The following is a 25,947-nucleotide window of genomic DNA, read 5'->3' as shown; positions in this document are numbered from 1 at the left end:
TTTTAGTTGGGATCAGATACTCATGGATGTTTTTTAGAGAAAAATCTGAATATATTTTCTTCTCTATTGTAAGCGCTCTATAGACGGCTCGCTCTTGAAAGCTCTTTGATTCAATGTTTAAATGAGAATAGAAGCATTTGTTCTTAAGTGATCATTGTAAATACGTGTAGAAAAGAGGCTGTATAATGTCTAAAGTTATTGCGATAAATGCAGGCAGTTCTTCATTAAAATTTCAATTATTCGACATGCCAAGTGAGGATGTTATTACTAAAGGTCATGTGGAAAGAATCGGGTTGAAGGATTCAGTCTTTGTTATTTCAGTGAATGATGAGAAAATCACTGAAACATTGGATATCCCGAACCATGAAGTGGCTGTAAAATTATTATTAGAAAAACTAATTAATTATAAAATCATCTCTTCTTATGATGAAATTAATGGTGTAGGACACCGAGTTGTCCATGGTGGAGAAGTTTTTACAGATTCTGTATTAATCACAGATGAAGTATTAGCTCAAATTGAAGTACTTTCTGATTTAGCACCGCTTCATAATCCAGCTAACATTACAGGAATTCGTGCATTCCAACAAGCGCTTAAAAATGTGCCAGCTGTTGCTGTATTCGATACGGCATTTCATCAAACAATGCCTGAGAGCTCTTTTTTATACAGCTTGCCTTATGAATATTATAAAGAGTACGGAATTCGAAAATATGGTTTCCACGGAACTTCACATAAATATGTAACAGAGCGTGCAGCAGAAATGCTTGGACGTCCAGTTGAACAGCTGCGCTTAATATCTTGCCATTTAGGAAATGGTGCAAGTATTGCTGCTATCAAAGGTGGAAAATCGCTTGATACCTCAATGGGATTCACGCCACTTGCAGGAGTAACGATGGGTACGCGTTCTGGAAACATTGACCCTGCTCTTATTCCTTTTATCATGGAGAAAACAGGAAAAACAGCAGATGAAGTTCTTGATGTGCTGAATAAGGAAAGTGGAATGCTTGCTATTTCAGGCTTTTCAAGTGACTTGCGTGATATCCAAATTGAAGCTGACAAAGGTAATGAACGTGCAGAATTGGCACTTGAAGTTTTTGCTGGCAGAATCCATAAATATATCGGTTCATATGCTGCAAGAATGAGTGGTGTCGATGCAATCATTTTCACAGCAGGTATTGGTGAGAACAGTGCAATGGTGCGTGAAAGAGTCCTACACGGTCTTGAATTTATGGGGATATATTGGGATCCTGCTTTAAACCAAACGCATGGAGAAGAAGCGTTTCTCAACTACCCGCACTCTCCTGTTAAGGTAATGGTCATTCCTACCAATGAAGAAGTCATGATTGCCCGTGATGTACAACGCATTGCGAAAAAATAAGTGATACGCACAAAATAAGGTTGTCCTAAAAAGGTTAGGCCTCACACTCTACACAGTTTATCTGAACTGGATATAGTCGTCGTGAGTTCTAATCTTTGATTGGATAGCCTCTTTTTGCATTTTGCGCAGGAGTTGCGCCAAGAATGTGGCTATGTAGCTCTCTGTGTTATACTAAAAGGAAGAATCAGCCAATATAAAAGGCATGGAGGAGGTTGGGATATGGGAATGACAAATCGGGAAAATCAAGTCTGGAATGAAATAGGTGAATGGGAGCAAAAGCTTTATCAATATGAGCCGACAGATTTTACGGTGATGTATAATAGATGGCTTGAACAAAGTTTTTCCTTGCTTCCAGAAGAAGTTCGGACACGATTTTTTGCGAAACTGGATACAATGCTCTTTCATTTACATGCATTGGTGCAAAGTTCGCACATTCAGATGGATGCTAGAGACAGAATTTTAGATGCTGCACGGGTTTATAATCCTGAAATTGAAAAGATTACTGATATGAAACTTTTACCGATTGATCAATTGAATTACATAGCGGCACAGCAAATCGCGAGACATAGACTTTATTCATTTGCCCAAGGCGGAGCAAGTGGGTCAGGAGGCCTCGTTCTATTAGGAAGCGATATTCCAGCCATGACGGTCATCAATGTTCGTGTTGTTCAGTTGACAGCCATAACGTACGGCTTTGAAGTGAATACTCCATTTGAAATGATGATGGCCCTTAAGGTCTTTCATATTGGCAACATGCCGAGACGCCTTCAAGGTGCCGCATGGCAGGGATTAATCAATGAAACACATCAGGACGGTGAAGAATATTTTTACGAAGGAAGCGATGATTTAACAAACATGACTTGGATGGAGCAGCCTTTAAAGCAGTTGCTGAAGGCGGGAGTGATTACCATGTTTCGAAAAAAACAAATCCAAGGTGTTCCACTTCTTAGCATGTTAATTGGGGCCGGCTCTAATTATCGAATGACGCGGCAAGTGAGTGAATTCGCGCAAAAATATTATCAATATCGTTATTTGCAGAAAAAACATCCATGAGCGTCTGCTCTTATGGCTAACGATGAAAAGGGTTCAGGTTCTTAAAATGTATAATCTTATGAAGGTGGCGGTGCGGAGCAGATTTTGCGAAGCACCGCCCCTTTTTCGCAGAAAAAGAGAGTAGTCAGTGAATGAAGGGCACTGTATCGTAACGAAGGGCATATTTAAACGGAGGTGTCTCATAAGGGTCAGACCTCGCACTCTAATTCAGTATGTAGTGTTTCATACACTTATCTTGTACTGTATTTAGTTGATGCGGGGTCTGACCTTTTGCTTTTCAGTATGTAGGGAGTTATGAAAATACGTTTAGCGCCTTTCTTTTTCAAATCAAAGGAATCTTCAGAAAAATCCCCGTTTAATCTCTAAATTGTGCTTGCAATCTTTTTTTAAAACTGGTAAAGTACTAATTAAGAGATGTATAAAAATAATAAATTATGAATTTTTATTCACATAAAAAGGGGACGATACAATCATGTCAAATCAAAAAGTAGTGTTAGCATATTCCGGAGGTCTAGATACTTCTGTCGCGATAAAATGGTTACAAGGTCAAGGATACGATGTTGTAGCATGCTGTTTGGATGTTGGGGAAGGAAAAGACTTAGACTTTATTAAAGAAAAAGCACTTCAAGTAGGTGCCATTAAATCCTATGTAATCGATGCAAAAGACGAGTTTGCGGATGATTTCGCACTTGCCGCACTACAAGCACACACGTTATACGAAGGGAAATATCCACTTGTCTCTGCGCTTTCTCGTCCGTTGATTTCGAAAAAGCTTGTAGAAGTGGCTGAGATGGAAAATGCTATCGCAGTGGCACATGGTTGTACGGGAAAAGGAAATGACCAGGTCCGCTTTGAAGTGTCGATCCAAGCATTGAATCCAAATCTTACGGTTCTTGCTCCAGTGCGTGAATGGAAATGGTCTCGTGAAGAGGAAATCCAATATGCGATTGAAAATGATATTCCAATTCCAATCAATTTAGACAGCCCGTACTCTATCGACCAAAACCTATGGGGCAGAAGCAATGAATGTGGAATACTGGAAGATCCATGGGCTGCTCCACCAGAAGGTGCATATGATCTAACGGCAAGACTTGAAGATACTCCGGATACACCTGATGTGATTGAAATTGGTTTCGAACAAGGTGTTCCTATTACACTGAATGATAAACAGTATAAACTCGCTGACTTAATTGTTGAATTGAATGCACTAGCTGGCAAACATGGTGTTGGCCGAATCGACCATGTTGAAAATAGATTAGTAGGAATTAAATCGCGCGAAGTGTATGAAGCACCTGCTGCGATGACATTAATTACTGCACATAAAGAACTTGAAGACATTACTTTGGTTAAAGAGGTCGCTCATTTCAAACCAGTCATTGAGAAGAAGCTGACTGAGCTTATTTATGAAGGACTATGGTTCTCACCTCTTCAAAGCGCACTATCAGCATTTTTAAAAGACACACAAAAAACGGTAACAGGTACAGTGCGTGTGAAACTATTCAAAGGCCATGCGATTGTGGAAGGTAGAAAATCCGAGTACTCTCTTTATGATGAAAAATTGGCAACCTATACGAAGGACGATGAATTTGACCATGATGCAGCTGTCGGCTTCATAAAACTTTGGGGTCTACCAACAAAAGTTAGCAGTATCGTAACGAACCAAAACAAGAAGGTGACTGTGTGAGCAAGTTATGGGGAGGCAGATTTACGAAGTCTGCTGAAGAATGGGTAGATGAGTTTGGTGCTTCCATCTCGTTTGACCAAGAACTCGTACTTGAAGATATTAGAGGCAGTCTCGCTCATGTTGCGATGCTGAAGAAATGCAGTATTTTACCTGGAGAAGATGCAGACCTGATTACGTCAGGGCTGCTTACTCTTCAAGAAAAAGCCGAAAAAGGCGAATTGTCTTTTAAGGTAGAGATGGAAGATATCCATCTTAATCTAGAAAGTATGCTCATTGCTGAAATTGGTCCAGTAGGTGGGAAGCTGCATACAGGTCGAAGCCGAAATGACCAAGTTGCTACAGATATGCATTTGTACTTGCGCAACCAAACCGAGGATGTTTTGGGCTTAATTTCAGCTTTGCAGACAGCTTTACTCGAACAGGCGGAGAGTCATGTTGAAACATTAATTCCTGGATATACCCATTTACAACGTGCACAGCCGATTTCATTTGCCCACCATGTTATGGCTTATTTTTGGATGTTGCAGCGTGACAAAGAGCGATTTACGGAAAGTTTGAAAAGAATTAACGTGTCCCCGCTTGGTGCAGGTGCATTAGCTGGGACAACCTTTCCAATCGATCGTGCATACAGTGCTGAGTTACTTGGATTTGACGCAATCTATGAAAATAGCTTGGACGCCGTGAGTGACCGGGATTTTGTGCTTGAATTTCTTAGTAACAGTAGCACATTAATGATGCATCTTTCTCGTTTTAGTGAAGAAATCATTCTTTGGTCAAGCCAGGAGTTTCAATTTATTGAGTTAGATGATGCTTTTTCAACGGGAAGCAGCATTATGCCTCAGAAAAAGAATCCAGATATGGCCGAGCTGATTCGCGGGAAAACAGGGCGTGTTTATGGCAATCTTACAGGTCTTTTAACCGTTTTGAAAGGACTGCCGCTTGCTTATAACAAAGATATGCAAGAAGATAAAGAAGGCATTTTTGATACGGTGAAAACGGTCATCGGCTCTTTGAAAATTTTCGAAGGTATGATCTCCACGATGAAAGTTAATGCCGATGTCATGGAGAAGGCAACGAAAAACGACTTTTCAAATGCAACGGAATTAGCAGACTACCTGGCTGCGAAAGGAATGCCTTTCAGAGAAGCGCATGAAGTGGTCGGTAAACTGGTGCTATCATGTGTGAATCAAGGTTGCTATCTTGCAGATTTGTCTTTGACGCAGTTCAAAGAAGCATCAGATTTGTTTAATGAAGATATCTATCAAGCTCTTAACCCGTATGAAGCAGTAAAGCGCCGTAACAGTGCAGGTGGAACAGGATTTGAGCAGGTTAAATTAGCGATTCAAAAAGGAAAAGAACTAGTGAAGTAAAAAAACAAAGGGTCAGCCCTCACGCTCTATACACCGTTTATTGTCTCATTTACGAGTTATATAAACGATATATAGTTGGTGTGTGGGTCTGACCCTTTAATTATTCTTCTTTATCCGTACGAACGATCAGTACATCACAATTAGCATTGCGGACGATGTTTTCAGAAACACTACCTATTAGGAAGCGTTCTACTGCATTCAGCCCAGTTGCCCCGCAGACGATGAGGTCGATATGATGTTTTATAGCAAGATCTTTAGGGATGACGACTTTGGGAGAGCCGTATCCAATGATCGTTGCCGCTTCTTTGACATCGGCTTTTTCTGCCATTTCTTTATAGCCACTTAATAGTTCAGATGCGTAGTCTTCAGAGTTGTCTCCGATCGTACTGTTAAAGGCTTCAGTTGCAGGGAAATTCCTTGCATCCACGATATGGGCAAGCAATAGTGATGCATCGTTACGAAGTGCGATTTCAATGCCTTTTTGCAAAGCCCATTCTGCTTCTTTCGATCCATCTACCGCAACTAGAATTTTTTTATACGTCATTGTCATATTAATCTCCTCCTTCATCAAATTGCCTAACGAACTTCACGATCAAACGATCACAAAAAAATCGACTGGAAAAGAAACTTTACTTGATGATTTGCAGCGTTTTCGGATATTTGGTTAACACTTCTGCCCCGGTTTCAGTTACATATATATCGTCTTCAATTCGAACACCAGCAACATTTGGCACGTAAATGCCAGGTTCAATTGTATAGACCATACCTGGTTTCAAAAGAAGCGGGTTTGTTTCAGTTAAGGAAGGAAATTCGTGTACACTGATTCCTAAGCCATGACCAAGGCGATGAGGGAAATATTCTCCATACCCTTTGTCACGAATGATGTTGCGAGCCGTTAAATCGATTTCGGCGCATGAAACACCAGGTTTACTTGCTGCAATCGCTGCTTCCTCTGCTTTTAGAACTGTTTCATAAATTTCCCGTTGCTTGTCTGAAATGTCTCCATATGCAACTGTTCGGGTAATGTCGGAGCAATAGCCTTCGTAGACAACACCTAAGTCAAACAGAACAAAATCACCGCGCTTAACTTTCGTAGATCCAGGTGTTCCATGTGGAGACGCTGCATTGGCACCCGTTAGTACCATGGTTGAAAATGACATATCCTGTACGCCTGCTTTTTTCATTTCATATTCAATCGCAGCAAGAATTTCCATTTCCGTTTTGCCTTCTTTAATCTCTGATACCCCAATTTCGATCGCGTAATCAGCAAGACGGCACGCTTCACGAATTTTTGCCATTTCATCTTCTGTTTTAACCATGCGAAGTTCCCGCAGCTTCTCCTCAGCCGCTACTAGTTCAGGAACGGAGAAAATCATTTGGACTTTTTCTAGTCGTTCCACATTTAAATGTTCTTTTTCAATGGCAAGCCTTTTTACATTTACCGAACGACGGTCTACTGCTTGTTTAATTTCTTCCCAAGGATCTTCAATATCCGTGTAGCCGATAATTTCCCCTGTCCAACCTGAACGCTTCGCATCTTCCGTTTCCATTTTAGGGCAAACAAGGATTGGTTCAGCTTTTGGGAAAACAGCCAATGCAAGCAGTCTTTCGTGTGGGTCGCTCAAGAAGCCGCTCAAATAAAACACATTATCTGGAGCTGTAATCAAAGCAGCATCCAGTCCACTTGTTTGTATCCATTGGGTTAATACAGTTAATTTTGTATTCATCTTTTATTGCCTCCAGTAGTAAAATCGTCAGTATCTGTATCAACCTTATCAATAATAAAAAGCAAAGTAAACTATTTTGGAATAGGAATAGTCGTTTGGAAAATAAGGTTTACGATCTTGAAAGAAGGGCAACTAATAAAGAAAAGTGATTAATAAAAGGAGAATGGGAACGAAGAGCGAATGTAGTTTAGTTGAGAAATATTGTTTGAAGGGAGCTCTTATTTTGAAAATATCTTTTCACGGACATTCCGTAGTGATGATTAATACGAAGGGGACGACGGTTTTGTTTGATCCATTCATTAATGGAAACGGACAGACCGATTTAAAAGTAGAGGATGTTCATCCTGATGTCATTATTTTAACACATGGGCATGGGGACCATCTTGGTGATACAGTGGAGCTAGCGAGAAAACACGATGCACTTGTGATTGGTTCCGCTGAGATGGCCCATTACCTTAGCACGCAAGGCGTCAAACGGACACATGGCATGAATATTGGCGGGGCATATGAGTTTGAATTTGGCAAAGTTAAGTTGACAACTGCCTTTCATAGCAATAGCTTTATCACAAATGAAGGACAGATTATATATCTGGGTATGCCTAGTGGCGTCTTGTTTACAGCAGAAGGAAAAACGGTCTATCATGCTGGAGATACTGCTTTATTTTCCGACATGAAATTGATTGGCGAACGCCATCCAATTGATCTTGCCTTTTTACCTATTGGGGATAATTTTACAATGGGGCCTGAAGATGCAGCACTGGCGGCCGAATACTTACAGGCGAAACAGGTTGTTCCGATTCATTATAATACGTTTCCGCCAATCAAGCAGGACCCGCAGAAATTTCTCGCTTTACTGAAAGCAGGGAATGGAAAAGTGCTTGAACGAGGAGATTTTATTGAGCTTTAATTCTTTCAAACAAAGTTTCACTTTATAATCTTTTGGACGAGATATTTGATTTAGGGGCTTCCCTTACGTCTTTTTCCAGTTTACTTTGCATACAATGTAGGCAAGGAACAGTGGGGGAGGGGATTGTCATGAAACAAAGATTATTACTTTGTTTGCTTCTATGCGGTGTTATGCTGTACTATGCGGTACCAAGACTTTCGCTGGCAACTGGCGGATTGGAGTCACTATTTTCTGTTACTTGGTTGTTATTTGCTTTGTTTGCAATCGCCGGGAATTTAACAGGCATTTTATATTCCCCGAAAAAAGGAAAAAAGCACAAGCAATCTATGAAAATAAAGAAAAGAATTCATTATTATCAATAGTTGCGTTTGAATAGCACGTACATTCACCTTATAATGAAAGTAGGAAGATTGGGAAAAGGGTGAAGAGCTTGGCAACGAAGCATGAGCAAATTTTAAAACATATAGATGGACTACCGGTCGGTAAAAAGATATCCGTACGTCAAATTGCGAAGGCTTTAAGTGTAAGTGAAGGAACAGCATACCGGGCCATTAAGGAAGCAGAGAACCAAGGATATGTCAGCTCAATCGAACGGGTTGGCACGATTCGGATTGAGAGAAAGAAGAAAGAGAATATTGAAAAGCTGACCTTTGCTGAAGTTGTCAATATTGTGGACGGACAAGTATTGGGCGGACGCGAAGGTCTTCATAAAACATTGAACAAATTCGTGATTGGTGCGATGAAGCTTGAGGCGATGATGCGATATACAGGACCAGGAGATTTGTTAATTGTCGGGAACCGGACTCAGGCACATGACCAAGCATTACGGGCAGGGGCAGCTGTATTGATCACCGGAGGATTTGATGCGGAAGATGATACGAAGAAGCTCGCCGACCAGCTACAGCGGCCGATTATCTCTACAAGCTATGATACATTTACAGTGGCTACGATGATTAACCGGGCCATTTATGACCAATTAATAAAAAAAGAAATCCTGCTTGTTGAAGATATCTTAATGCCCGTTCATGAAACGACTTTCTTAAAAATAGGCGACAAAATTAGCGATTGGCTCAAGCTTAATCGAGATACGAGGCACAGTAGATTTCCTGTTGTGGACACCAATATGAAGGTGCAAGGGATGATTACATCAAAGGATGTTCTGGCTCAGGAAGAAGAAGTGTCCATTGATAAAGTCATGACGAAGAATCCAATGACGGTCGGCATGAAAACAAGTGTTGCTTCATCCGCTCACATGATGGTTTGGGAAGGTATCGAACAACTCCCTGTCGTAAATGATTATCATGTGCTCCAAGGAATTGTCACTCGTCAAGACGTTCTGAAAGCATTGCAAATGAGCCAGAGACAGCCACAGGTCGGAGAAACGATTGATGATACGATTACAAGTCAGCTTGTGATGAATGGTAGCGGGGGCAAAGGTGAAGAAACCTATCAGTATGAAGTGACCCCGCAAATGACCAATTATTTAGGAACAATTTCAGCAGGCGTTTTTACGACACTTGTGACAGATTCCGCGAATCGAGCACTCAGAAGCTATAAACGGGGCGATTTGGTGGTAGAAAATATGACGATATACTTCATCAAACCGGTTCAAATGGATAGCGTGCTAGATATTCATCCGCGCGTTCTTGAAGTGGGTCGCAAATTCGGTAAAGTGGATGTAGAAGTATTCAACGAAGGGAAATTGGTCGGTAAAGCGATAATGACGTGCCAATTACTTGACAGATCATAAATGATAGGAAAAGTGTAGGCTACTTGCGCTAGTGATCAAAATCCATTGAAAAAAACGTATACTTTATCTAGATAAGAAGAAAATGTCCTAAAAAAGGGTCTGACCCCGCATTCTATACACAGTTCATAGTGGTATTTACGCTTCGTTTGAACTGTATATTATGAATGCGAGGTCTGACCTTTTCTTGATGGAACATCTTCTTATCTACCTTCAAGCGCTTGTGCTATTTTTATTGCTCTGCTTCTTCAATCGCTAACGGCAAAAAATGCTTGTATACTTTAAATCCACCCCAAATGCTTACTCCACCAATAACGATAAAGATTGCGCCAATAATAAAGGTCGTAGTCGTGTGAAACAGAATGAGCTGATTGATTCCGTAAGTGGCAACAAATGCTCCCAATGCTATGGACGATTTGCCTTTCAGCCATTTCTTCTCCATTGGCAAACGAGTTCGAAATGCTTTTATTTTATAAAACACATAAAAAGCAAGAGAAACCAAAATAATCGCTACAAGTGGTATCATAAGTCTTAATCCTCCATTTTCAAGCTTCTTCATAAAAGGTATTCATGCTAATAAAGTTTCCTTTATTGTAACGGTTTCAGTGATAGATATCCACCTTAATTTCCCTGTACTATATAATGAATGAAGGGATTTTGACTTGGTGGAGAGAATAAATTATAGAGTAGAATAACCATATAAGACAAGTAATAAAGGAGAATCTAATGACTGCAGAAATTTTAGAAGTAATAAGAGCATATGAGACTATTATTATCCACCGCCACGTTCGGCCAGATCCAGATGCATACGGATCACAAGGAGGACTAGCAGAAATCCTAAAAACTTCCTTTCCCGAGAAAAATATTTACACAGTCGGACAGGAAGAAGCATCGCTGAATTACTTAAGAAGATTAGATACGATAAATGATGATACATATAAAGGTGCGCTTGTCATTGTATGTGATACGGCCAATGTGGAACGAATTTGTGATGAACGTTATCGCCTAGGCGATAAAATGATCAAAATCGACCACCATCCGAATGATGACAGGTATGGAGATTTCCGTTGGGTGGATACGCATGCAAGTTCGACAAGTGAAATGATTTATGAGTTTTATTTGTTTGGAAAGGATAAAGGGTTGAAAATGAATGATGAAGCTGCCCGACTGCTGTTTGCAGGAATGGTAGGAGATACGGGGCGCTTTTTATATCCAAGCACGTCTGAAAAAACCTTCCTCTACGCCGGTGAGCTTATTCATTATGCCTTTAGTAGACCTGAGCTGTTTACAGCAATGTACGATGTGGAAGAAAAGATTGTGCGCCTGAACGGCTATGTGCTACAGCATTTTGAAATTCTCACAAGCGGCGTTGGGAAAATGGCGATCACGAAGGAAATTCTAAATCAATTTAAGGCAACACCTGCGGATGCTTCATTGCTCGTTAGTGCGCTAGGATCGGTTAAAGGGCTTAAAGCATGGGTGTTTTTCATTGAGGAAGAAAAAGAAATCCGGGTTCGACTGCGCTCTAAAGGTCCCGTCATTAATGGAGTTGCGAAGCGTTACAATGGTGGTGGACATCCAATGGCGGCTGGAGCTTCGATTTATTCCTGGAATGAAGCAGAAGATGTCATTCGCGACTTAGAAGAGGTGGTCCATTTGGGTCACTAAAATTGTGCATAATGGGAAAAGGGTCGATTAGAAGAGTCAGACCCTTTCCGTTCATTATTGTCGGTGCAGCTTCACTTCAATATTCATCGTCGTATAGAAGAAAATTTCAACGACTTCAAGGCGGTAGCGTTTCTTGTTTATTTCAATGGTTTTGTTTTCGATCGACTTTTTCAAAAGGGTTTTGCTTTTATAAACTGTTTCAACCTCTTTTGCTATCAAAGAGGTTAAATCGTCTTCAATGACTTCTTCCGCCTCAGCTACACTCAGTAAATCAAGATGATATTGTTTGCCGTTTAAAACCACTACTTTCACATCTTCAATCAGAAGCTTTTTTTCGGCTTCTTTATTCAATCGATTATAATCTTTTTCCCATATTTCCATTTTTTTCGACATATCATGGATGAGCAAACTTTGCTTATGAATTTTATTGATTTGTTTTTCTTGAAGCACTCCATGCATGTACAGAAAAACAAACCAGCTGATCAGCGATCCAATCACAACACCGACAAAAAAACGCTGCCATGTAGCCTTTTGATAAAGAGGAGGAATTCTCATGATGGTAGATCACCTTGAGTGAACCACATGATTAGTAATGATCCAGTCTTGGCACCACCCATTGCCGAAAGAATCAGGAGAAATTGCTTGAAAACATCTTTGGTTGCTCCATCCAGCATGCCACGCTCAAATGAATAAACTGTATCGAAGGTTCCACCAATGGCCGCGATAATCGCCCAAATCCGTAATGAATCCGCAAGATTTCTAATTATAGTCAAAGGTGCTTGTCCAGTGAAAAATGCTGCCAGCCCACCAATCAATGCTCCCCCAAGTAATACGCCGAGAGAAATAAAATAACTGTTAATAAATGCAGGGAAAAAAGCTTCCTTCATTTCCATCACCCTTATACGTTTAATTCTTCATTCTTATTTATATGGACAGAGTAAACCTGATATGATAAAGAAAAATTGAATTGAACAAACTCTATAGGTAGAATCGCATTGTACCGACAACTAATGTGTGGCAACGTAGCCTAATAGAAGTCGCTTCACTCATACATTGCGGGAATATTGGCGAAAATGCGTCAAATTTAGAATTTATGCGTCATCTGCACAAAATGAATACCTTTAAACGTAAAAAATGGGAACGTATTTTCCTTTTTGGAAGTTTCGCACTATACTATAAAGAAAAGATGCTAGATAAAGGTGGGAGAGAAACGTGTGTATTCACCTTCATATACAAAGTGCTTATAGCTTGCTAACTAGCACGGTTAAATTAAATGAGCTTGTGTCAAAAGCGAAGGCGAATGGATTTACGAGCCTAACATTGACTGATAGAAATGTTATGTACGGTGCACCTTATTTCTATAAAGAATGTAGAAAACAAGGGATTAAGCCCATCATAGGCTTGATTGCGGATATATTAGATGAACATGAAGCCTCCTATCCGCTCCTTTTACTTGCCAAAGATAACCAAGGTTATTCCAATCTGCTCAAAATAAGCTCAGCGATTAAAACAAAGTCACAGACAGGCTTGCCGATAAAATGGCTAAAGGCGTATTCAGCTGGCTTGCTTGCCATTTCCCCTGGCAATGAAGGAAAGATTGAATCTATGCTCGCGGAAGGAAGAATAGAGGAAGCAAAAGCAACAGTCGCCATGTATCAACGGTTATTTGGGATCGACTCTTTTTATCTGTCTTTACAACGCCTTTTGACAACAGGACAAGATGAAGAGAATAGCCGGATTCTCACGTTTGCTAAAGAAGTAAATATTGCCGTTGTCGCAACGAATCCAGTCTTTTACTTAGAAAAAAACGATGCGTTAGCCCAAGAAGTGCTGCTTGGAATAAAAAATGGCAATAAGCTTTCGGATGAAAATAGAATGACGCTGCCTTCACAGGAATACTATTTAAAAAGTGTCGAGCAAATGACAGAACTTTTTAGTGATGTACCAGATGTACTCGAAAATACATGGAAAATCGCAGAGAGATGCCAGGTAGAAATCCCGTTCAATCGTTCGTTATTGCCTAAATTCCCAGTGCCGAACGATGTAACGGCTGATGATATGCTGGAGCAAGTTTGCTTAGAAGGGCTGAAACAGAAAAGACCAGATATGCCTAGTGAATATATGGAACGTCTTCATTATGAGCTTCATGTCATTAAAACGATGAAGTTTAGTGATTATTTTCTCATCGTATGGGATTTTATGAAGTTTGCGAAAAAGCAAGGAATCCTGACAGGACCTGGAAGGGGATCGTCTGCAGGTTCAATGGTTGCGTATGTTTTATCGATAACCAATGTCGATCCGTTAGAGCACCAGCTACTGTTCGAACGTTTTTTAAATCCAGAGCGGGTAACAATGCCAGATATTGATATTGATTTTCCAGATAATCGCCGTGATGAAGTGATTGCCTATGTTGCAAAGAAATATGGAGAATTTCATGTTGCCCAAATTATTACCTTTGGGACACTTGCTGCAAAAGCTGCTCTCCGCGATACGGGAAGGGTATTTGGATTGAATTCGAAAGAGCAAGAAACATTGTCTAGGACGATACCTGTGAAACTTGGCATAACGTTAAAGCAGGCATATGCAGAGTCAAAAGGTTTTCGCGACTTTGTCGATTCGAGTGAGCTTAATCGAAGCTTGTATGATACGGCGATTAAGCTTGAAGGACTCCCGCGACATACATCCACTCATGCGGCCGGTGTTGTGATAAGTGATCAGCCACTAACAGAAAACATCGCGATCCAAGCAGGACATGATGGCATCCATCTGACTCAGTTTCCAATGGATGTGCTCGAGGAAATCGGTCTGTTGAAAATGGATTTTCTCGGACTGCGCAATTTAACGCTTATTGACAATATCACCAGTTCAATCAAGAAAGGGACAGGGCGCAAAATCGATATGGCTACCATTCCTCTTCAGGATGAGAAGACGTTTGCCCTTCTAAGTAAAGGTGAAACAACCGGAATTTTTCAGTTTGAATCAGAAGGAATTACGAAAGTACTGGTACGTTTGCAGCCGTCTCGATTTGAAGATATTGTTGCCGTAAATGCTTTGTATCGCCCGGGTCCTATGGATAATATTCCGCTTTTCATTGAACGAAAGCATGGTTTGGCACCTATTGACTATGCGCACGATGATTTACAAGAAATTTTGCAAGATACATATGGCGTTATCGTCTATCAAGAACAAATCATGCAAATTGCGTCTAAGCTTGCTGGGTTTTCGTTAGGCGAGGCAGACCTTTTACGCAGAGCTGTTTCAAAAAAGAAAAAGGAAATTCTGGATCAAGAGCGAAATCATTTTGTAAGCGGATCTGTAAAGCAAGGATACCGGGCAGAGATTGCACATGATATTTACGATATGATCGTCCGCTTTGCAAACTATGGCTTTCCAAGAAGCCATGCGGTTGCCTATAGTTTCATTGCCTACCAGCTTGCTTATTTGAAAGCCCATTTCCCGACGTACTTTATGTCCGCTTTGTTAACATCGGCTATTGGCAATGATGATAAAGTCGCTCAATATATCAGGGAAGCGAAGAAGAAAGAAATGGTAATCCTTCCTCCCTCTATCAATAAAAGTTTTTATTCATTTACATCGGAGGCGGATGGAATCCGCTATAGCCTTGCTGCAATCAAAAGCGTCGGTGGTGTGATACTAAAGGAAATTTTTGCAGCAAGGAAAGAAAAACCCTTTCAGGATATCTTTGATTTTTGCTTGCGTGTTTCCACGAGCGTTGTTAATCGTAAAGTCATTGAAATGCTGATACATGCTGGGGCATTTGACGAATTTGAGGTGGACCGGGCAACATTATTTGCAAGCCTTGATGTAGCCATTGATCATTCTGAGTTAGTCAATCCAAACGATGGTGATTTTGACTTATTCCTTAATAGTGAGTTCTCTCTCAAACCGAAATATGTTCAAGTTGATCCTATTCGATTAGAAGATAAACTTATTTTTGAGAAAAGGGCTCTTGGCTTGTACTTGTCCGATCATCCAGTCATAGGATATAAAGTTCTATTTCAATACTTTGGGGCTGTATCCATTGACGAAGCCGTTGTTAAAAAAGAGAATAAAGTGCTAATCGGGGTTTATATCTCTTCTGTGAAAACGATTCGCACGAAAAAAGGGGAAGTGATGGCGTTTTTAGGACTTAATGATGAGGCCGGTGAATTAGAAGCTATTGTGTTTCCAAATGTGTATAAAACGTGTGCAGTGAATCTAAAGAATGAGGGCATCATCATGGTCCAAGGCCGCATCGAAGTACGTGATGGAAAAACGCAAATGATCATGGATGAAGTGTACTCACTAGATGCCTTGCAAGAAATGAAAGCAGAATCGACCGCGCGTTTATTTATTAAAGTCCCGAAAGAAAAACAAACAAATGATACACTTAGGAAAATTAAGAAGGTGTTGGTTAAGCACAAAGGAATGACAAAAGTCATGCTGTATTATGAAAGCGAAAACCGTTATGTTCAACTTTCTTTATGGGATTGGATCGCTCCAAACGGGGCAATAATGATGCAACTAGAGGAAATAATCGGAAAAGAAAACGTCATTCTAAAACAAGAATAAATGTTTACATCAGTAATAGATATGTTATATTGTAAGAAGCCTAATGTGGTCAGACCACTTAATAAATAGAATGAAAAAATTGCCTAATTCTATCCGAACTAGTTCAAGGAGTGAATACATTGACATTAAGAGAAGAAGCGCTGCATATGCACCGGGTCCATAAGGGAAAGCTTGAAACGGTATCAAAGGTCCCAGTCCGAAATGCGGAAGATTTAAGTTTAGCTTATTCACCAGGTGTTGCTGAGCCATGCAAAGAAATCTATGATAAACCAGAAACTGTATATGATTATACAATGAAGGGAAACATGGTAGCTGTTGTTTCTGATGGGACAGCTGTGCTGGGTTTAGGAAATATTGGACCTGAAGCAGCTTTGCCGGTTATGGAAGGCAAGGCACTTCTTTTCAAGAGCTTTGCCGGTGTCGATGCATTCCCCATTTGTTTAAAAACTACGGATGTTGAAAAAATCATAGAAACAGTAAAACTTCTTGAACCTACGTTTGGCGGAGTAAATCTAGAGGATATTGCAGCTCCCAATTGTTTCGTTATTGAAGAAAGACTGAAGAAAGAAACGAATATTCCAGTTTTTCATGATGATCAACATGGAACAGCAATTGTAACAGTGGCGGGTCTTGTTAATGCTCTAAGAATCGTAGGTAAGTCTATGACAGAAATTAAAGTCGTGGCAAGTGGTGCTGGAGCTGCTGGAATTGCTATTATTAAACTTTTATATAATTATGGAGTTCGTGACATTATTATGTGTGATACTAAGGGCGCTATTTTTGAAGGACGCAAATATGGCATGAATGACGTGAAGGATCAAGTTGCACAAGTGACAAACCGCTTTAAAATAGAAGGGTCACTTAAAGATGTAATCAAAGGTGCCGATGTATTTATTGGCGTGTCGGTTGCAGGTGCGCTTAACTCAGACATGGTCGCTTCAATGAACACGGATCCGATCATTTTTGCGATGGCAAACCCTGATCCAGAAATCATGCCGGCACTTGCTAAAGCAGCTGGGGCAAAAGTCGTTGGAACAGGGCGCTCTGATTTTCCGAACCAAGTCAATAATGTCCTTGCATTTCCTGGAATATTCCGCGGTGCATTAGATGTCCGTGCGACACATATCAATGAAAAAATGAAAGTGGCAGCAGTTGAGGCAATCGCTGGTTTAATTAAGGAAGAGGAGCTTCATCCTGATTATGTGATTCCTGCTGCATTTGATGAAAGGGTAGCACCAGAAGTGGCAGCTGCTGTTGCGAAGGCTGCGATGGAAACAGGTGTTGCGAGAAGAAAAGTAGATCCAGAAGACGTAAAGAAGAAAACGAGAAGGCTTGCCATTATTGGAAAGAGTGAAAAATGAATGATTTGAAAAAATCAACACCTTCAACAAAGCTTTATCTAGAGATTGTGGAAAAGCTTAGGCAAATGATTGAATCAGATGGTCTAGTTTCTGGGGATAAGATCCCTTCTGAACGTGAATTATCAGAACGCCTCCATGTGGGTCGTTCTTCCATTCGTGAGGCTTTAAGGGCTTTGGAACTTCTCGGGTTAATTGAAACTCGCAGGGGAGAAGGCACATTCATTAGAGATTATCAGGATCACAATCTCATTCAGCTATTAGGTACCTTTTTTCTGCAAGATCCAAAGGTGAAACAGGATTTGGCTGAAACGAAGGAGTATTTGGAGACCAATTGTATCCAAATTGTAATTTCGTCTGCAACTGAACAAGAATTGCAGCATTTTCTAAACTGGGCGACTGAACAAGCATTTAGTGACGATGACTTTTTTACTAAATTGGTCGCATTAAATAGCAACTATTTAATGGCAAGAATATGGACAATCGTGAATAGCTATGCAAGAGCTGCGAATCAGGTAAACGAAGCAATTGAATATGATTCATACATTCGTTTTGTCCATTTAATGATAGAACGGAATACAAATCAAGCTATTTCTCATTATTTGAAGAATATCAGAAAAATATCAAATGATGAATGACAAGGTTTTACAAGATTTTCATTCATCCCCTGCTAAAGTGAGTGTTTAAAAAGGAGGATAAAAAGAGCCGAGAAGTTCGAGGAGCGATTGTCTCTAGACCTGCGCGTATACAGTAATACGTGAGGAACGGACTTGCACAGGATGTGCTGACTTCTGTGTTGCGCACAGGACGTGCGCGATCTTAACAGAAGGTCATTAATGAGCGCCGAAGAAATTCGTAAGCTTTTTTACCGGGCTTTTTGAACAACCATTTAAAGTAGAGGACATGCATAAGGGGCAGAGATTTGCCGGTAAGGGAGGATTCATCTTGCTTAAAGATCTTTTTACGAAAACTAAAAAGAAGAAATATGCCACGATTCCGTCTGATCGTGATCAACAAGATGTACCGGAAGGTTTAATGACTAAATGTTCCGGATGTAAAAAAATTATGTACACGAAAGAGCTTCAAAAAAATGATAAAGTCTGTATTCATTGCGGATATCATCACCAAATGACCGCATATGAACGAATCGACAGTTTATTTGAACCTGGCAGCTTTACTGAATTAGACCGCGGTATGCTGTCAGTTAACCCGCTTGATTTTCCAGATTATCTGGAGAAATTAGAAAAAGATAAACGAAAAGCAAATATCAATGAAGCAGTTGTCACAGGTACTGGGGAAATAGAAGGCTATGAAGTGGCAGTTGCCGTAATGGATTCACATTTCCGAATGGGCAGCATGGGCTCAGTTGTTGGAGAGAAAATAACAAGGGCGATTGAAAAAGCAGGAGAATTACACATTCCCTTCATTATTTTTACGGCATCAGGAGGCGCACGTATGCAAGAAGGCATCTTAAGTCTTATGCAAATGGCGAAAACAAGTGCTGCATTAAAAATGTTCAGTGAGGATGGCGGCCTAATTGTATCCATTATGACGCATCCGACAACTGGAGGAGTTTCTGCAAGCTTTGCCTCATTAGGTGACATAAATCTGGCAGAACCTGGAGCCTTGATTGGCTTTGCCGGACGACGGATTATTGAACAAACGATCCATGAAGAGCTACCGGAGGATTTTCAAACATCGGAGTTTCTGATGAAGCATGGTCAATTAGATGCCGTTATTTCTCGGACTGAAATGAAAGAAAAACTAGTGAATATATTGAAAATCCATGTTCCAGGTGGTGAATGGGTATGATAGGTGATTTAGAATTTGAGCGTCCAATAACGGATCTTCGGAAAAAAATTGATGAGCTAAAAGAGCTGACAAAAACGGCAGATGTTGACTTAACAGCTGAAATTCAAAAACTGGAGAAACGGTTGGAAAACCTACAAGACGACATTTACAAAAATATGAAGCCTTGGGACCGAGTTCAAGTAGCTAGACATCCCGGCCGTCCAACTACATTGGATTATATTCCGCGGCTTTTCAGCGACTTTCTGGAGCTGCATGGTGATCGTTATTATGGTGATGATGAAGCGATCGTTGGGGGTATAGCTACATTCGAAGGGATTCCAGTAACGGTTATTGGGCATCAACGCGGTAAGGATACGAAAGAGAATATCAGAAGGAATTTTGGTATGCCTCATCCTGAAGGCTATCGTAAGGCATTAAGGCTAATGAAACAGGCTGAGAAGTTTCGCCGTCCTGTCATTTGTTTTATTGACACAAAAGGCGCCTTTCCCGGAAAAGCAGCGGAAGAACGTGGGCAGAGCGAAGCGATTGCGAAAAATATTTTCGAAATGTCTGGCTTGAAAGTGCCAATTATTTGTATTGTTATAGGAGAAGGTGGAAGCGGCGGTGCGCTTGCACTTGGTGTAGGAGACAGACTTCTTATGCTTGAGAATTCAACGTATTCAGTCATCTCACCTGAAGGAGCAGCAGCTTTATTATGGAAAGATGCTTCACAGGCAAAGCGGGCGGCTGAAACGATGAAAATAACTGCACCGGATTTATTAAGCCTTGGGATTGTAGATGAGATTATCCCTGAAGCTAAGGGCGGTGCTCATAAAAATGATTTAAGCGTCCAAGCAGAAGCCATTAAGGTTAGCTTGAAACGATCATTAAATGAATTATTGCCGCTTTCAACAGGTGAAATCGTTGACCAAAGATACACGAAATATAAAAAAATTGGGAAATACGAAATAGAAGAAGAACGAAATCTTGATCAGATTAAGTCTAGATAAAGTGAAACTTCCATCAGTGGTTTTTTTCACTGATGGTTAGTTGAACCAATCGGGGATTTACAGGCCGTTTATCCCTATATAATTTATTGATTTTCTCACAAAAAATTGAGTTGGGGATATTACAGCCTGTTAAACCGGGATAAAGTGAAACTTCCATCAGTGGGATGCCTGTGGTTTTTTGCTCTAAACCGGGAGAAGTTCATAATTTTCTTGTATTCCTTTTTTCGATTGATGATGGATCGATTGAAAACTCGCCGAATAAAGTAGGCGAGTTTTCTTTTGCTGATTTCATAGAATATTTCCCTAGTAGTTCTTTGAAGTTAATGTAGAATATTATGAAGATTTTGTTCTTATTAATGTAATAGATGATGAAAATGCTTATTATTTTTAATTAATTAGGAAATAATGAAGAATGGTACAAAAATAGTTTACGAACGACGGTAACTATTCTAAAATGGATTGTTGAGGTATCTTTTACTTCAATTCATAAGCGAAATCATGTAGTCTTGAATTATTGAGCTACTATTAATGAATAGGTAACAAATCCTATTCAAATTAGTAAATGAGACATGTTAAAGAGGTGATAGAAATTGAAGAAAATTGGTGTACTTACGAGTGGTGGAGACGCTCCGGGAATGAATGCTGCAATTCGTGCAGTTGTCCGGAAAGCGATATATCATAATATTGAAGTGTATGGGATTTCTCGAGGCTATCAAGGGCTAATAGAAGGAGATATTCGCAAGATGGAAATTGGCTCCGTAGGCGATATCATCCATCGAGGAGGAACAATGCTTCGTACAGCCCGTTGTCTGGAATTTAAGACAGAAGAGGGTCAGTTAAAAGGGATTGAACAATTGAATAAGCATGGTATAGAAGGTCTTGTTGTCATTGGTGGAGATGGTTCGTACCAAGGCGCACAGGCTTTGACAAGACGAGGCTATCCTTGTGTTGGGGTTCCAGGAACCATTGATAATGATATTCCTGGCACAGACTTCACTATTGGTTTTGATACAGCGCTGAATACAGTCATTGATGCGATTGATAAAATTCGTGATACGGCAACATCCCATGAAAGAACGTATGTAGTTGAAGTAATGGGTAGAAACTGTGGAGATATTGCCCTATGGGCAGGTCTTGCAGGTGGTGCTGAAACCATTCTATGTCCAGAGAACGAGCATGAAATAAAAGACTTAACTGCAAAATTAAAGCGCGGACAAGAACGCGGTAAAAAACATAGTATCATCGTTGTCGCTGAAGGTGTAGGAAGTGCTGTTGATATTGGACGAGAAATTGAAGAGATGACGAAATTTGATACTCGGGTCACCGTATTAGGCCATGTTCAACGTGGAGGTTCACCAACAGCGAGTGACCGTGTGTTAGCCAGTAGATTAGGAGCGCTTGCTGTGGAACTTTTGATGGATGGTAAAGGCGGTCGAGCAGTAGGTATCGTTGCGAATCAATTGGTCGATTATGATATCAATGAAACACTAGTTAATAATCATACAATTGATCAAAAAATGTATAAACTTTCAGAAGAATTATCGATTTAATTTTTAGTTAAAAACAGGAGGGGTAGAATCAACATGCGTAAAACAAAAATAGTATGTACGATCGGTCCAGCAAGTGAAAGTGTAGAGAAATTAACCCAGTTGGTTGAGGCTGGAATGAATGTGGCTCGACTGAATTTTTCCCATGGAGATCACGAAGAACACGGTGCTCGTATTAAAAACATTCGTGAAGTTGTTGAAAAAACAGGGAAACCTGTAGCAATTTTATTAGATACAAAAGGTCCGGAAATTCGTACTCATAGTATGGAAAACGGCGCGCTTGAATTAAAAGCTGGTTCAAACATAATCGTATCCATGACCGAAGTTTTAGGTACGGAAGAAAAGTTCTCCATTTCATATGAAGGCTTAATTAACGATGTTGAGGTCGGTTCCAAAATTTTGTTAGATGATGGTTTAATTGGTCTTGAAGTAACAGAAATTGATCATTCTAATAATGAATTACATACAAAAATTTTGAATACAGGAACGCTGAAAAATAAAAAAGGCGTAAATGTACCAGGTGTATCCGTAAACCTTCCAGGAATGACTGCGAAAGATGAAAATGACATTCTTTTCGGAATTGAACAAGATGTTGATTTTATTGCGGCTTCATTTGTTCGCCGTGCATCAGATGTACTGGGAATTCGTGAATTGCTTCAAAAAAATAAAGACTGTTCGATTCAAATCATCCCGAAAATTGAAAACCAAGAGGGCGTCGATAATATTGATGAAATATTAGAGGTTTCCGATGGTTTAATGGTAGCAAGGGGAGACCTAGGCGTTGAAATCCCTGCTGAAGAAGTGCCACTTGTTCAAAAGCAATTGATAAAAAAATGTAATATGGTTGGAAAACCAGTTATTACAGCAACGCAAATGCTTGATTCTATGCAGCGCAATCCTCGTCCGACACGTGCAGAAGCAAGTGACGTAGCCAATGCGATTTTTGATGGCACAGATGCTATTATGCTTTCTGGTGAAACGGCAGCAGGTAATTATCCGGTTGAAGCGGTTCAAACAATGCATAACATTGCTTCACGTGCTGAATCTGCTCTTCACTATCAAGATATTTTATCGAAAAGAAGTAAAGACAGTAAGCGCACAGTTACAGATGCTATCAGTCAATCAGTAGCCCATACTGCACTAAATATGGATGCTGGAGCAATTATCGCACCAACAGAAAGCGGTCATACAGCACGAATGATTGCTAAATATCGTCCAAAAGCGCCGATTATTGCTGTTACATTTGATGAGCGTGTATCCCGTAAATTAGCACTTGTTTGGGGGGTTTCTCCACAACTTGGAAAGCAATGTGAAACAACGGATGATATGCTTGAAAATGCTATTGATACAAGCTTACATTCTGGACTTGTTCAACATGGTGATCTTGTTGTGATTACTGCTGGTGCAGTAGGCGAAAAAGGGACTACGAATTTGATGAAGGTTCATGTTTTGGGCGAAGTTCTTCTTAAAGCTCAAGGGATTGGCCGCAAAACTTCAAATGGGAACGTAGTAGTTGCAAAAACGGCTGCTGAAGCACTTGAAAAAGTGACTGAAGGCTCTATTCTTGTAACAATTGGATCTGACCGTGATATGATGCCGGCTATTGAAAAATGTTCAGCTCTTATTACAGAAGAAGGTGGATTGACTAGTCACGCAGCAGTAGTTGGTGTGAACCTAGGAATTCCTGTGATTGTTGGAGCGGATAAAGCAACATCAATCTTCAAGGATGGTCAACATATAACAGTTGATGCTAGCCGCGGCGTTGTTTATAAAGGTCACGCAAGCGTACTTTAATTCGTACTAAAGAAAAACATTAAAAGGGTCAGACCTCACACTCTACATACAGTAGCTGTGGGGGTCTGACCCTTTAGTTTTTCGCTTCTTTGAATGCTGAAACTGCTTGTAGACAAATTCCTTAATTTTGCCTACTGATGAACGTCTTCATGGTGATAAATGTGGTACTCAATTTTTAAAAAAGGGATGGAAAAAATCCACATGATATGATTGGCGACAAGGATGCCGTCTGTGGTTTCTTTAACATGAAATTGTTCTTCTATCGGCAGCTTTACTAGCCAGTGTTTGAAGGCTAAATAGATGCCAGAATCAGCATTTGGTGTATGAACTTTTTTACTTGATAACTGCAATTCGTTGCCTATTTGGTTCAGTTCAAGAATGCCAATCATAGATGACCATGGCAGGGGAAGGGAAATATTCATATAGGTTCTCCTGTCCTTTTCATGTGTGGAGTAAAGAGCAACGAAGACGACTTCTCCTTTGATTTTCCTTACCCAGGCTCTAGTATTAGCGCGTCCATCCTTGTCGTCATTAATCGCGAAGATTTCACCTGTCATTTCGATTTGCCGACTTGAGAGAGGCAAATCGATTTGCTTTACAAAACGACTTATAAGTCGATAGATGATGGCAACCGGCTTAAACCATGCTTGCCATTTAACTTTAGTAAAGAGCCTGTATTCATTCGTGTTTTCATAAAAATCAACGATTCTAGGTGCTAATGTTTGCCGGTCAATGTCTGGTTCATACAGACTCATATGATCAATCAATCCCTGATAATGATTATTTCCCCCAATTTCAACAAGGATGTTTTCCCCAATTACATGTTTTCCTGTAATCTTACTAATGGGAAACGTCCATTTTGCGGTTGTTGGCGGAATGGAAATAGACCAGCCAATGATACCTGTTAAAGCAAATCCAATTGCATTAACAATGCCGTGAAAACGGAGCATGAAGTCGATGCTAATAGAATGAGAGCCGAATAGATTCCCTGAAGCATACAATAAGGAAAATAATATCGTTATACCTAAAGCCGCAAATGACAAACAGACGAGCCACTTCTGTAATGTTCTTAAAAATGCTGCTTGGCAGGATAAATGAATCACTCCATAAATCCCAATCATATAGGCGATAACGGATAGAAGTTCAATCACTGTTGAAAAAGTAATGCCAACAGCAACAATCATAGGAGCAAGGAGAATGATACTTGTAATCAGGCTATATGACTGCGGTTTATAGACTCTCCCTAAAAAACCGACAAAAAACGGCAGTAAAAAGGCGGAATAATGAAAGTGAATCGCTGTTAGCCATGTTAGCATCGGCGTAAATCCAGTGTCGATGTTGGCTGTATAAGCAAAATACCAAATACCGCCCATTGCTAAATACATCATCGCCATATTAATCGAAAATTCCTCTATATGCGTAAAGCCAATCATTAAGAAACGATCTAAACCATATAAAGCAACAACAAAGGTAAATAATAAGTAAATTGCTGCAAACAGAACGTCCCATTCTGTATTTGTTGTGAGTTGGATTAGGGTAATGGAAAGATAAGCAGGGATTGAAATATAGGGATAAAATTTTGAAAACCAATCTCCTTTCGTCATTATTAGCTTTAAAGTAAGCGGTACATAGACAATTTGTGCTGCTGTTAATAATAATACATGCCATGGACCTTTACCGAAAAAAACGACAAGCAAGAATAGAGTAATCGGTAGTGAGGTTTTAAGGGCGTTCATTTGGTATAAATTCTCCTTCATATGCGAAAAGCAGGCCGATTAGCGGATTACGCACTTCCACTTTTATCGAAAAGACTTTCCGTTCTTCTATATATGTCTCTGTTACGGTTGCTAGCCCTTGTAGAAATTTAGGTACAGGGATTTCAATCGGTCCTAAAACGAGACGTTGATCTTTTGATTCGATTCGCACTTCACCATTTTGTGAAACATGAAACGAAAGGTCAGAGTAAAACAAGCTAGGTTCTCCTAAATAATCCTTAATAACAAGTCGTTCATGATCCAAACTCATGAGAGCATTGAAAAATCGCTTCTTCTCTTCAAAATAAAAAATGCGTTCCCAATGAATTTGTTCTTCACCATTTTTGCTAATTTGAGCCGTATTCACAATTGAAAAAGGAATACTTTGACCGTGCTCTGGGAATAATAGTTTCCATTTTACTCCCAGTAAGAAGAAAGGGTAAAGCCATTTTGGTCCACCTTTTATCGTTTTCATCACACCATATGCTTGAAACGGTTTTTTTGCAGAAATATCATACCTCTTTTGGAGCATAGGATGGAGTGCCTCAAATTCGTTTTTGAGTACTTTTTTATAAATTGACATGCTAAT

General features: G+C 40.1%; 22 protein-coding genes. 15 read left to right on the top strand and 7 right to left on the bottom strand.

Going from position 1 to position 25,947, the window contains the following annotated elements; translation table 11 throughout:
- Positions 1–185 precede the first annotated feature (185 nt).
- The 4 genes from AC625_RS18295 to argH all read left to right on the top strand — a co-directional run bounded on the left by AC625_RS18295 (position 186) and on the right by argH (position 5,483).
- The gene (locus tag AC625_RS18295) at positions 186–1,376 is read left to right on the top strand and encodes an acetate kinase (protein WP_049682600.1); all 1,191 of its coding nucleotides are present in this window, start codon (positions 186–188) and stop codon (positions 1,374–1,376) included.
- A 219-nt stretch (positions 1,377–1,595) separates the two neighbouring features.
- A complete protein-coding gene (locus AC625_RS18290) occupies positions 1,596–2,429 on the top strand; it encodes an EcsC family protein (protein ID WP_049682599.1) in 834 nt (277 codons plus the stop codon).
- A gap of 472 nt (positions 2,430–2,901) precedes the next feature.
- Positions 2,902–4,113 (top strand): argininosuccinate synthase, encoded by a 1,212-nt coding sequence (locus AC625_RS18285; protein ID WP_049682598.1) that lies wholly within the window; start codon positions 2,902–2,904, stop codon positions 4,111–4,113.
- Positions 4,110–5,483 (top strand): argininosuccinate lyase, encoded by a 1,374-nt coding sequence (gene argH, locus AC625_RS18280; RefSeq protein ID WP_049682597.1) that lies wholly within the window; start codon positions 4,110–4,112, stop codon positions 5,481–5,483. Before AC625_RS18285 ends, argH begins: the two co-directional genes overlap by 4 nt.
- A 100-nt stretch (positions 5,484–5,583) precedes the next feature.
- On the opposite strand, the gene AC625_RS18275 is transcribed toward argH, so the two are convergent.
- Positions 5,584–6,033, bottom strand: a complete 450-nt coding sequence (locus AC625_RS18275) for a universal stress protein (protein ID WP_049682596.1) — start codon at positions 6,031–6,033, stop codon at positions 5,584–5,586.
- A gap of 79 nt (positions 6,034–6,112) precedes the next feature.
- Positions 6,113–7,210 carry a M24 family metallopeptidase gene (locus AC625_RS18270; RefSeq protein WP_049682595.1) on the bottom strand — a complete coding sequence of 366 codons (1,098 nt, stop codon included), beginning with the start codon at positions 7,208–7,210 and terminating at the stop codon, positions 6,113–6,115.
- A gap of 223 nt (positions 7,211–7,433) precedes the next feature.
- Here AC625_RS18270 and AC625_RS18265 point away from each other — a divergent pair, with 223 nt between their 5' ends.
- The 3 genes from AC625_RS18265 to AC625_RS18255 all read left to right on the top strand — a co-directional run bounded on the left by AC625_RS18265 (position 7,434) and on the right by AC625_RS18255 (position 9,867).
- Positions 7,434–8,117, top strand: a complete 684-nt coding sequence (locus tag AC625_RS18265; protein ID WP_049683806.1) for a metal-dependent hydrolase — start codon at positions 7,434–7,436, stop codon at positions 8,115–8,117.
- Positions 8,118–8,245: 128 nt separating this feature from the next.
- Positions 8,246–8,479: a hypothetical protein gene (locus AC625_RS18260; protein ID WP_049682594.1), complete on the top strand. Its 234-nt coding sequence runs from the start codon at positions 8,246–8,248 to the stop codon at positions 8,477–8,479.
- A gap of 68 nt (positions 8,480–8,547) precedes the next feature.
- Positions 8,548–9,867, top strand: coding sequence for a CBS domain-containing protein (locus tag AC625_RS18255; RefSeq protein WP_049682593.1), 1,320 nt, complete (start codon positions 8,548–8,550; stop codon positions 9,865–9,867).
- A 229-nt stretch (positions 9,868–10,096) separates the two neighbouring features.
- Here AC625_RS18255 and AC625_RS18250 read toward each other — a convergent pair whose 3' ends face one another.
- Positions 10,097–10,390, bottom strand: coding sequence for a YtpI family protein (locus AC625_RS18250; protein ID WP_049682592.1), 294 nt, complete (start codon positions 10,388–10,390; stop codon positions 10,097–10,099).
- Positions 10,391–10,590: 200 nt separating this feature from the next.
- Between AC625_RS18250 and AC625_RS18245 the strand changes: the two genes are divergently transcribed.
- Complete coding sequence (locus tag AC625_RS18245) at positions 10,591–11,532, top strand: DHH family phosphoesterase (protein WP_049682591.1); 942 nt, start codon at positions 10,591–10,593, stop codon at positions 11,530–11,532.
- 54 nt (positions 11,533–11,586) lie between these two features.
- On the opposite strand, the gene ytrI is transcribed toward AC625_RS18245, so the two are convergent.
- Complete coding sequence (gene ytrI, locus AC625_RS18240) at positions 11,587–12,087, bottom strand: sporulation membrane protein YtrI (RefSeq protein ID WP_049682590.1); 501 nt, start codon at positions 12,085–12,087, stop codon at positions 11,587–11,589.
- Positions 12,084–12,425 (bottom strand): sporulation membrane protein YtrH, encoded by a 342-nt coding sequence (ytrH, locus tag AC625_RS18235; RefSeq protein ID WP_049682589.1) that lies wholly within the window; start codon positions 12,423–12,425, stop codon positions 12,084–12,086. Before ytrH ends, ytrI begins: the two co-directional genes overlap by 4 nt.
- A 319-nt stretch (positions 12,426–12,744) precedes the next feature.
- Here ytrH and dnaE point away from each other — a divergent pair, with 319 nt between their 5' ends.
- The 7 genes from dnaE to pyk all read left to right on the top strand — a co-directional run bounded on the left by dnaE (position 12,745) and on the right by pyk (position 23,604).
- Positions 12,745–16,104 (top strand): DNA polymerase III subunit alpha, encoded by a 3,360-nt coding sequence (dnaE, locus tag AC625_RS18230; protein ID WP_049682588.1) that lies wholly within the window; start codon positions 12,745–12,747, stop codon positions 16,102–16,104.
- Between the two features lie 119 nt (positions 16,105–16,223).
- Positions 16,224–17,465, top strand: coding sequence for an NADP-dependent malic enzyme (gene ystJ, locus AC625_RS18225; protein WP_049682587.1), 1,242 nt, complete (start codon positions 16,224–16,226; stop codon positions 17,463–17,465).
- Complete coding sequence (locus tag AC625_RS18220; protein WP_082191162.1) at positions 17,462–18,100, top strand: FadR/GntR family transcriptional regulator; 639 nt, start codon at positions 17,462–17,464, stop codon at positions 18,098–18,100. The genes ystJ and AC625_RS18220 overlap by 4 nt, the downstream gene beginning before the upstream one ends.
- Before the next feature lie 307 nt (positions 18,101–18,407).
- On the top strand, positions 18,408–19,274 hold the full coding sequence (accD, locus tag AC625_RS18215; protein ID WP_049682586.1) for an acetyl-CoA carboxylase, carboxyltransferase subunit beta: 867 nt from the start codon (positions 18,408–18,410) through the stop codon (positions 19,272–19,274).
- The gene (accA, locus tag AC625_RS18210; RefSeq protein ID WP_049682585.1) at positions 19,271–20,263 is read left to right on the top strand and encodes an acetyl-CoA carboxylase carboxyl transferase subunit alpha; all 993 of its coding nucleotides are present in this window, start codon (positions 19,271–19,273) and stop codon (positions 20,261–20,263) included. Before accD ends, accA begins: the two co-directional genes overlap by 4 nt.
- A gap of 590 nt (positions 20,264–20,853) precedes the next feature.
- Positions 20,854–21,813 (top strand): 6-phosphofructokinase, encoded by a 960-nt coding sequence (gene pfkA, locus AC625_RS18205; RefSeq protein WP_049682584.1) that lies wholly within the window; start codon positions 20,854–20,856, stop codon positions 21,811–21,813.
- Positions 21,814–21,846: 33 nt separating this feature from the next.
- Positions 21,847–23,604, top strand: coding sequence for a pyruvate kinase (pyk, locus tag AC625_RS18200; RefSeq protein ID WP_049682583.1), 1,758 nt, complete (start codon positions 21,847–21,849; stop codon positions 23,602–23,604).
- A 131-nt stretch (positions 23,605–23,735) separates the two neighbouring features.
- On the opposite strand, the gene AC625_RS18195 is transcribed toward pyk, so the two are convergent.
- Entirely contained in the window at positions 23,736–25,340 is a 1,605-nt protein-coding gene (locus AC625_RS18195; RefSeq protein ID WP_049682582.1) for a YndJ family protein, read from the bottom strand.
- Positions 25,327–25,941 carry a DUF4166 domain-containing protein gene (locus tag AC625_RS18190; RefSeq protein WP_245645033.1) on the bottom strand — a complete coding sequence of 205 codons (615 nt, stop codon included), beginning with the start codon at positions 25,939–25,941 and terminating at the stop codon, positions 25,327–25,329. Before AC625_RS18190 ends, AC625_RS18195 begins: the two co-directional genes overlap by 14 nt.
- Positions 25,942–25,947: the final 6 nt, after the last annotated feature.

The sequence above is a fragment of the Peribacillus loiseleuriae genome, from assembly GCF_001183985.1.
GTDB classification, from domain to species: domain Bacteria; phylum Bacillota; class Bacilli; order Bacillales; family DSM-1321; genus Peribacillus; species Peribacillus loiseleuriae.
The sequence above is the reverse complement of the archived record's forward strand: the minus strand, read 5'-3'. Positions and strand labels throughout refer to the sequence as shown.

Coding starts and splice junctions, on each gene's coding strand:
- AC625_RS18295 (WP_049682600.1), top strand. CDS start 186: ATGTCTAAAGTTATTGCGATAAATGCAGGCAGTTCTTCATTAAAATTT.
- AC625_RS18290 (WP_049682599.1), top strand. CDS start 1,596: ATGGGAATGACAAATCGGGAAAATCAAGTCTGGAATGAAATAGGTGAA.
- AC625_RS18285 (WP_049682598.1), top strand. CDS start 2,902: ATGTCAAATCAAAAAGTAGTGTTAGCATATTCCGGAGGTCTAGATACT.
- AC625_RS18275 (WP_049682596.1), bottom strand. CDS start 6,033: ATGACAATGACGTATAAAAAAATTCTAGTTGCGGTAGATGGATCGAAA.
- AC625_RS18270 (WP_049682595.1), bottom strand. CDS start 7,210: ATGAATACAAAATTAACTGTATTAACCCAATGGATACAAACAAGTGGA.
- AC625_RS18260 (WP_049682594.1), top strand. CDS start 8,246: ATGAAACAAAGATTATTACTTTGTTTGCTTCTATGCGGTGTTATGCTG.
- AC625_RS18250 (WP_049682592.1), bottom strand. CDS start 10,390: ATGATACCACTTGTAGCGATTATTTTGGTTTCTCTTGCTTTTTATGTG.
- AC625_RS18245 (WP_049682591.1), top strand. CDS start 10,591: ATGACTGCAGAAATTTTAGAAGTAATAAGAGCATATGAGACTATTATT.
- ytrI (WP_049682590.1), bottom strand. CDS start 12,087: ATGAGAATTCCTCCTCTTTATCAAAAGGCTACATGGCAGCGTTTTTTT.
- ytrH (WP_049682589.1), bottom strand. CDS start 12,425: ATGGAAATGAAGGAAGCTTTTTTCCCTGCATTTATTAACAGTTATTTT.
- AC625_RS18220 (WP_082191162.1), top strand. CDS start 17,462: ATGAATGATTTGAAAAAATCAACACCTTCAACAAAGCTTTATCTAGAG.
- accA (WP_049682585.1), top strand. CDS start 19,271: ATGATAGGTGATTTAGAATTTGAGCGTCCAATAACGGATCTTCGGAAA.
- pyk (WP_049682583.1), top strand. CDS start 21,847: ATGCGTAAAACAAAAATAGTATGTACGATCGGTCCAGCAAGTGAAAGT.
- AC625_RS18195 (WP_049682582.1), bottom strand. CDS start 25,340: ATGAACGCCCTTAAAACCTCACTACCGATTACTCTATTCTTGCTTGTC.
- AC625_RS18190 (WP_245645033.1), bottom strand. CDS start 25,941: ATGTCAATTTATAAAAAAGTACTCAAAAACGAATTTGAGGCACTCCAT.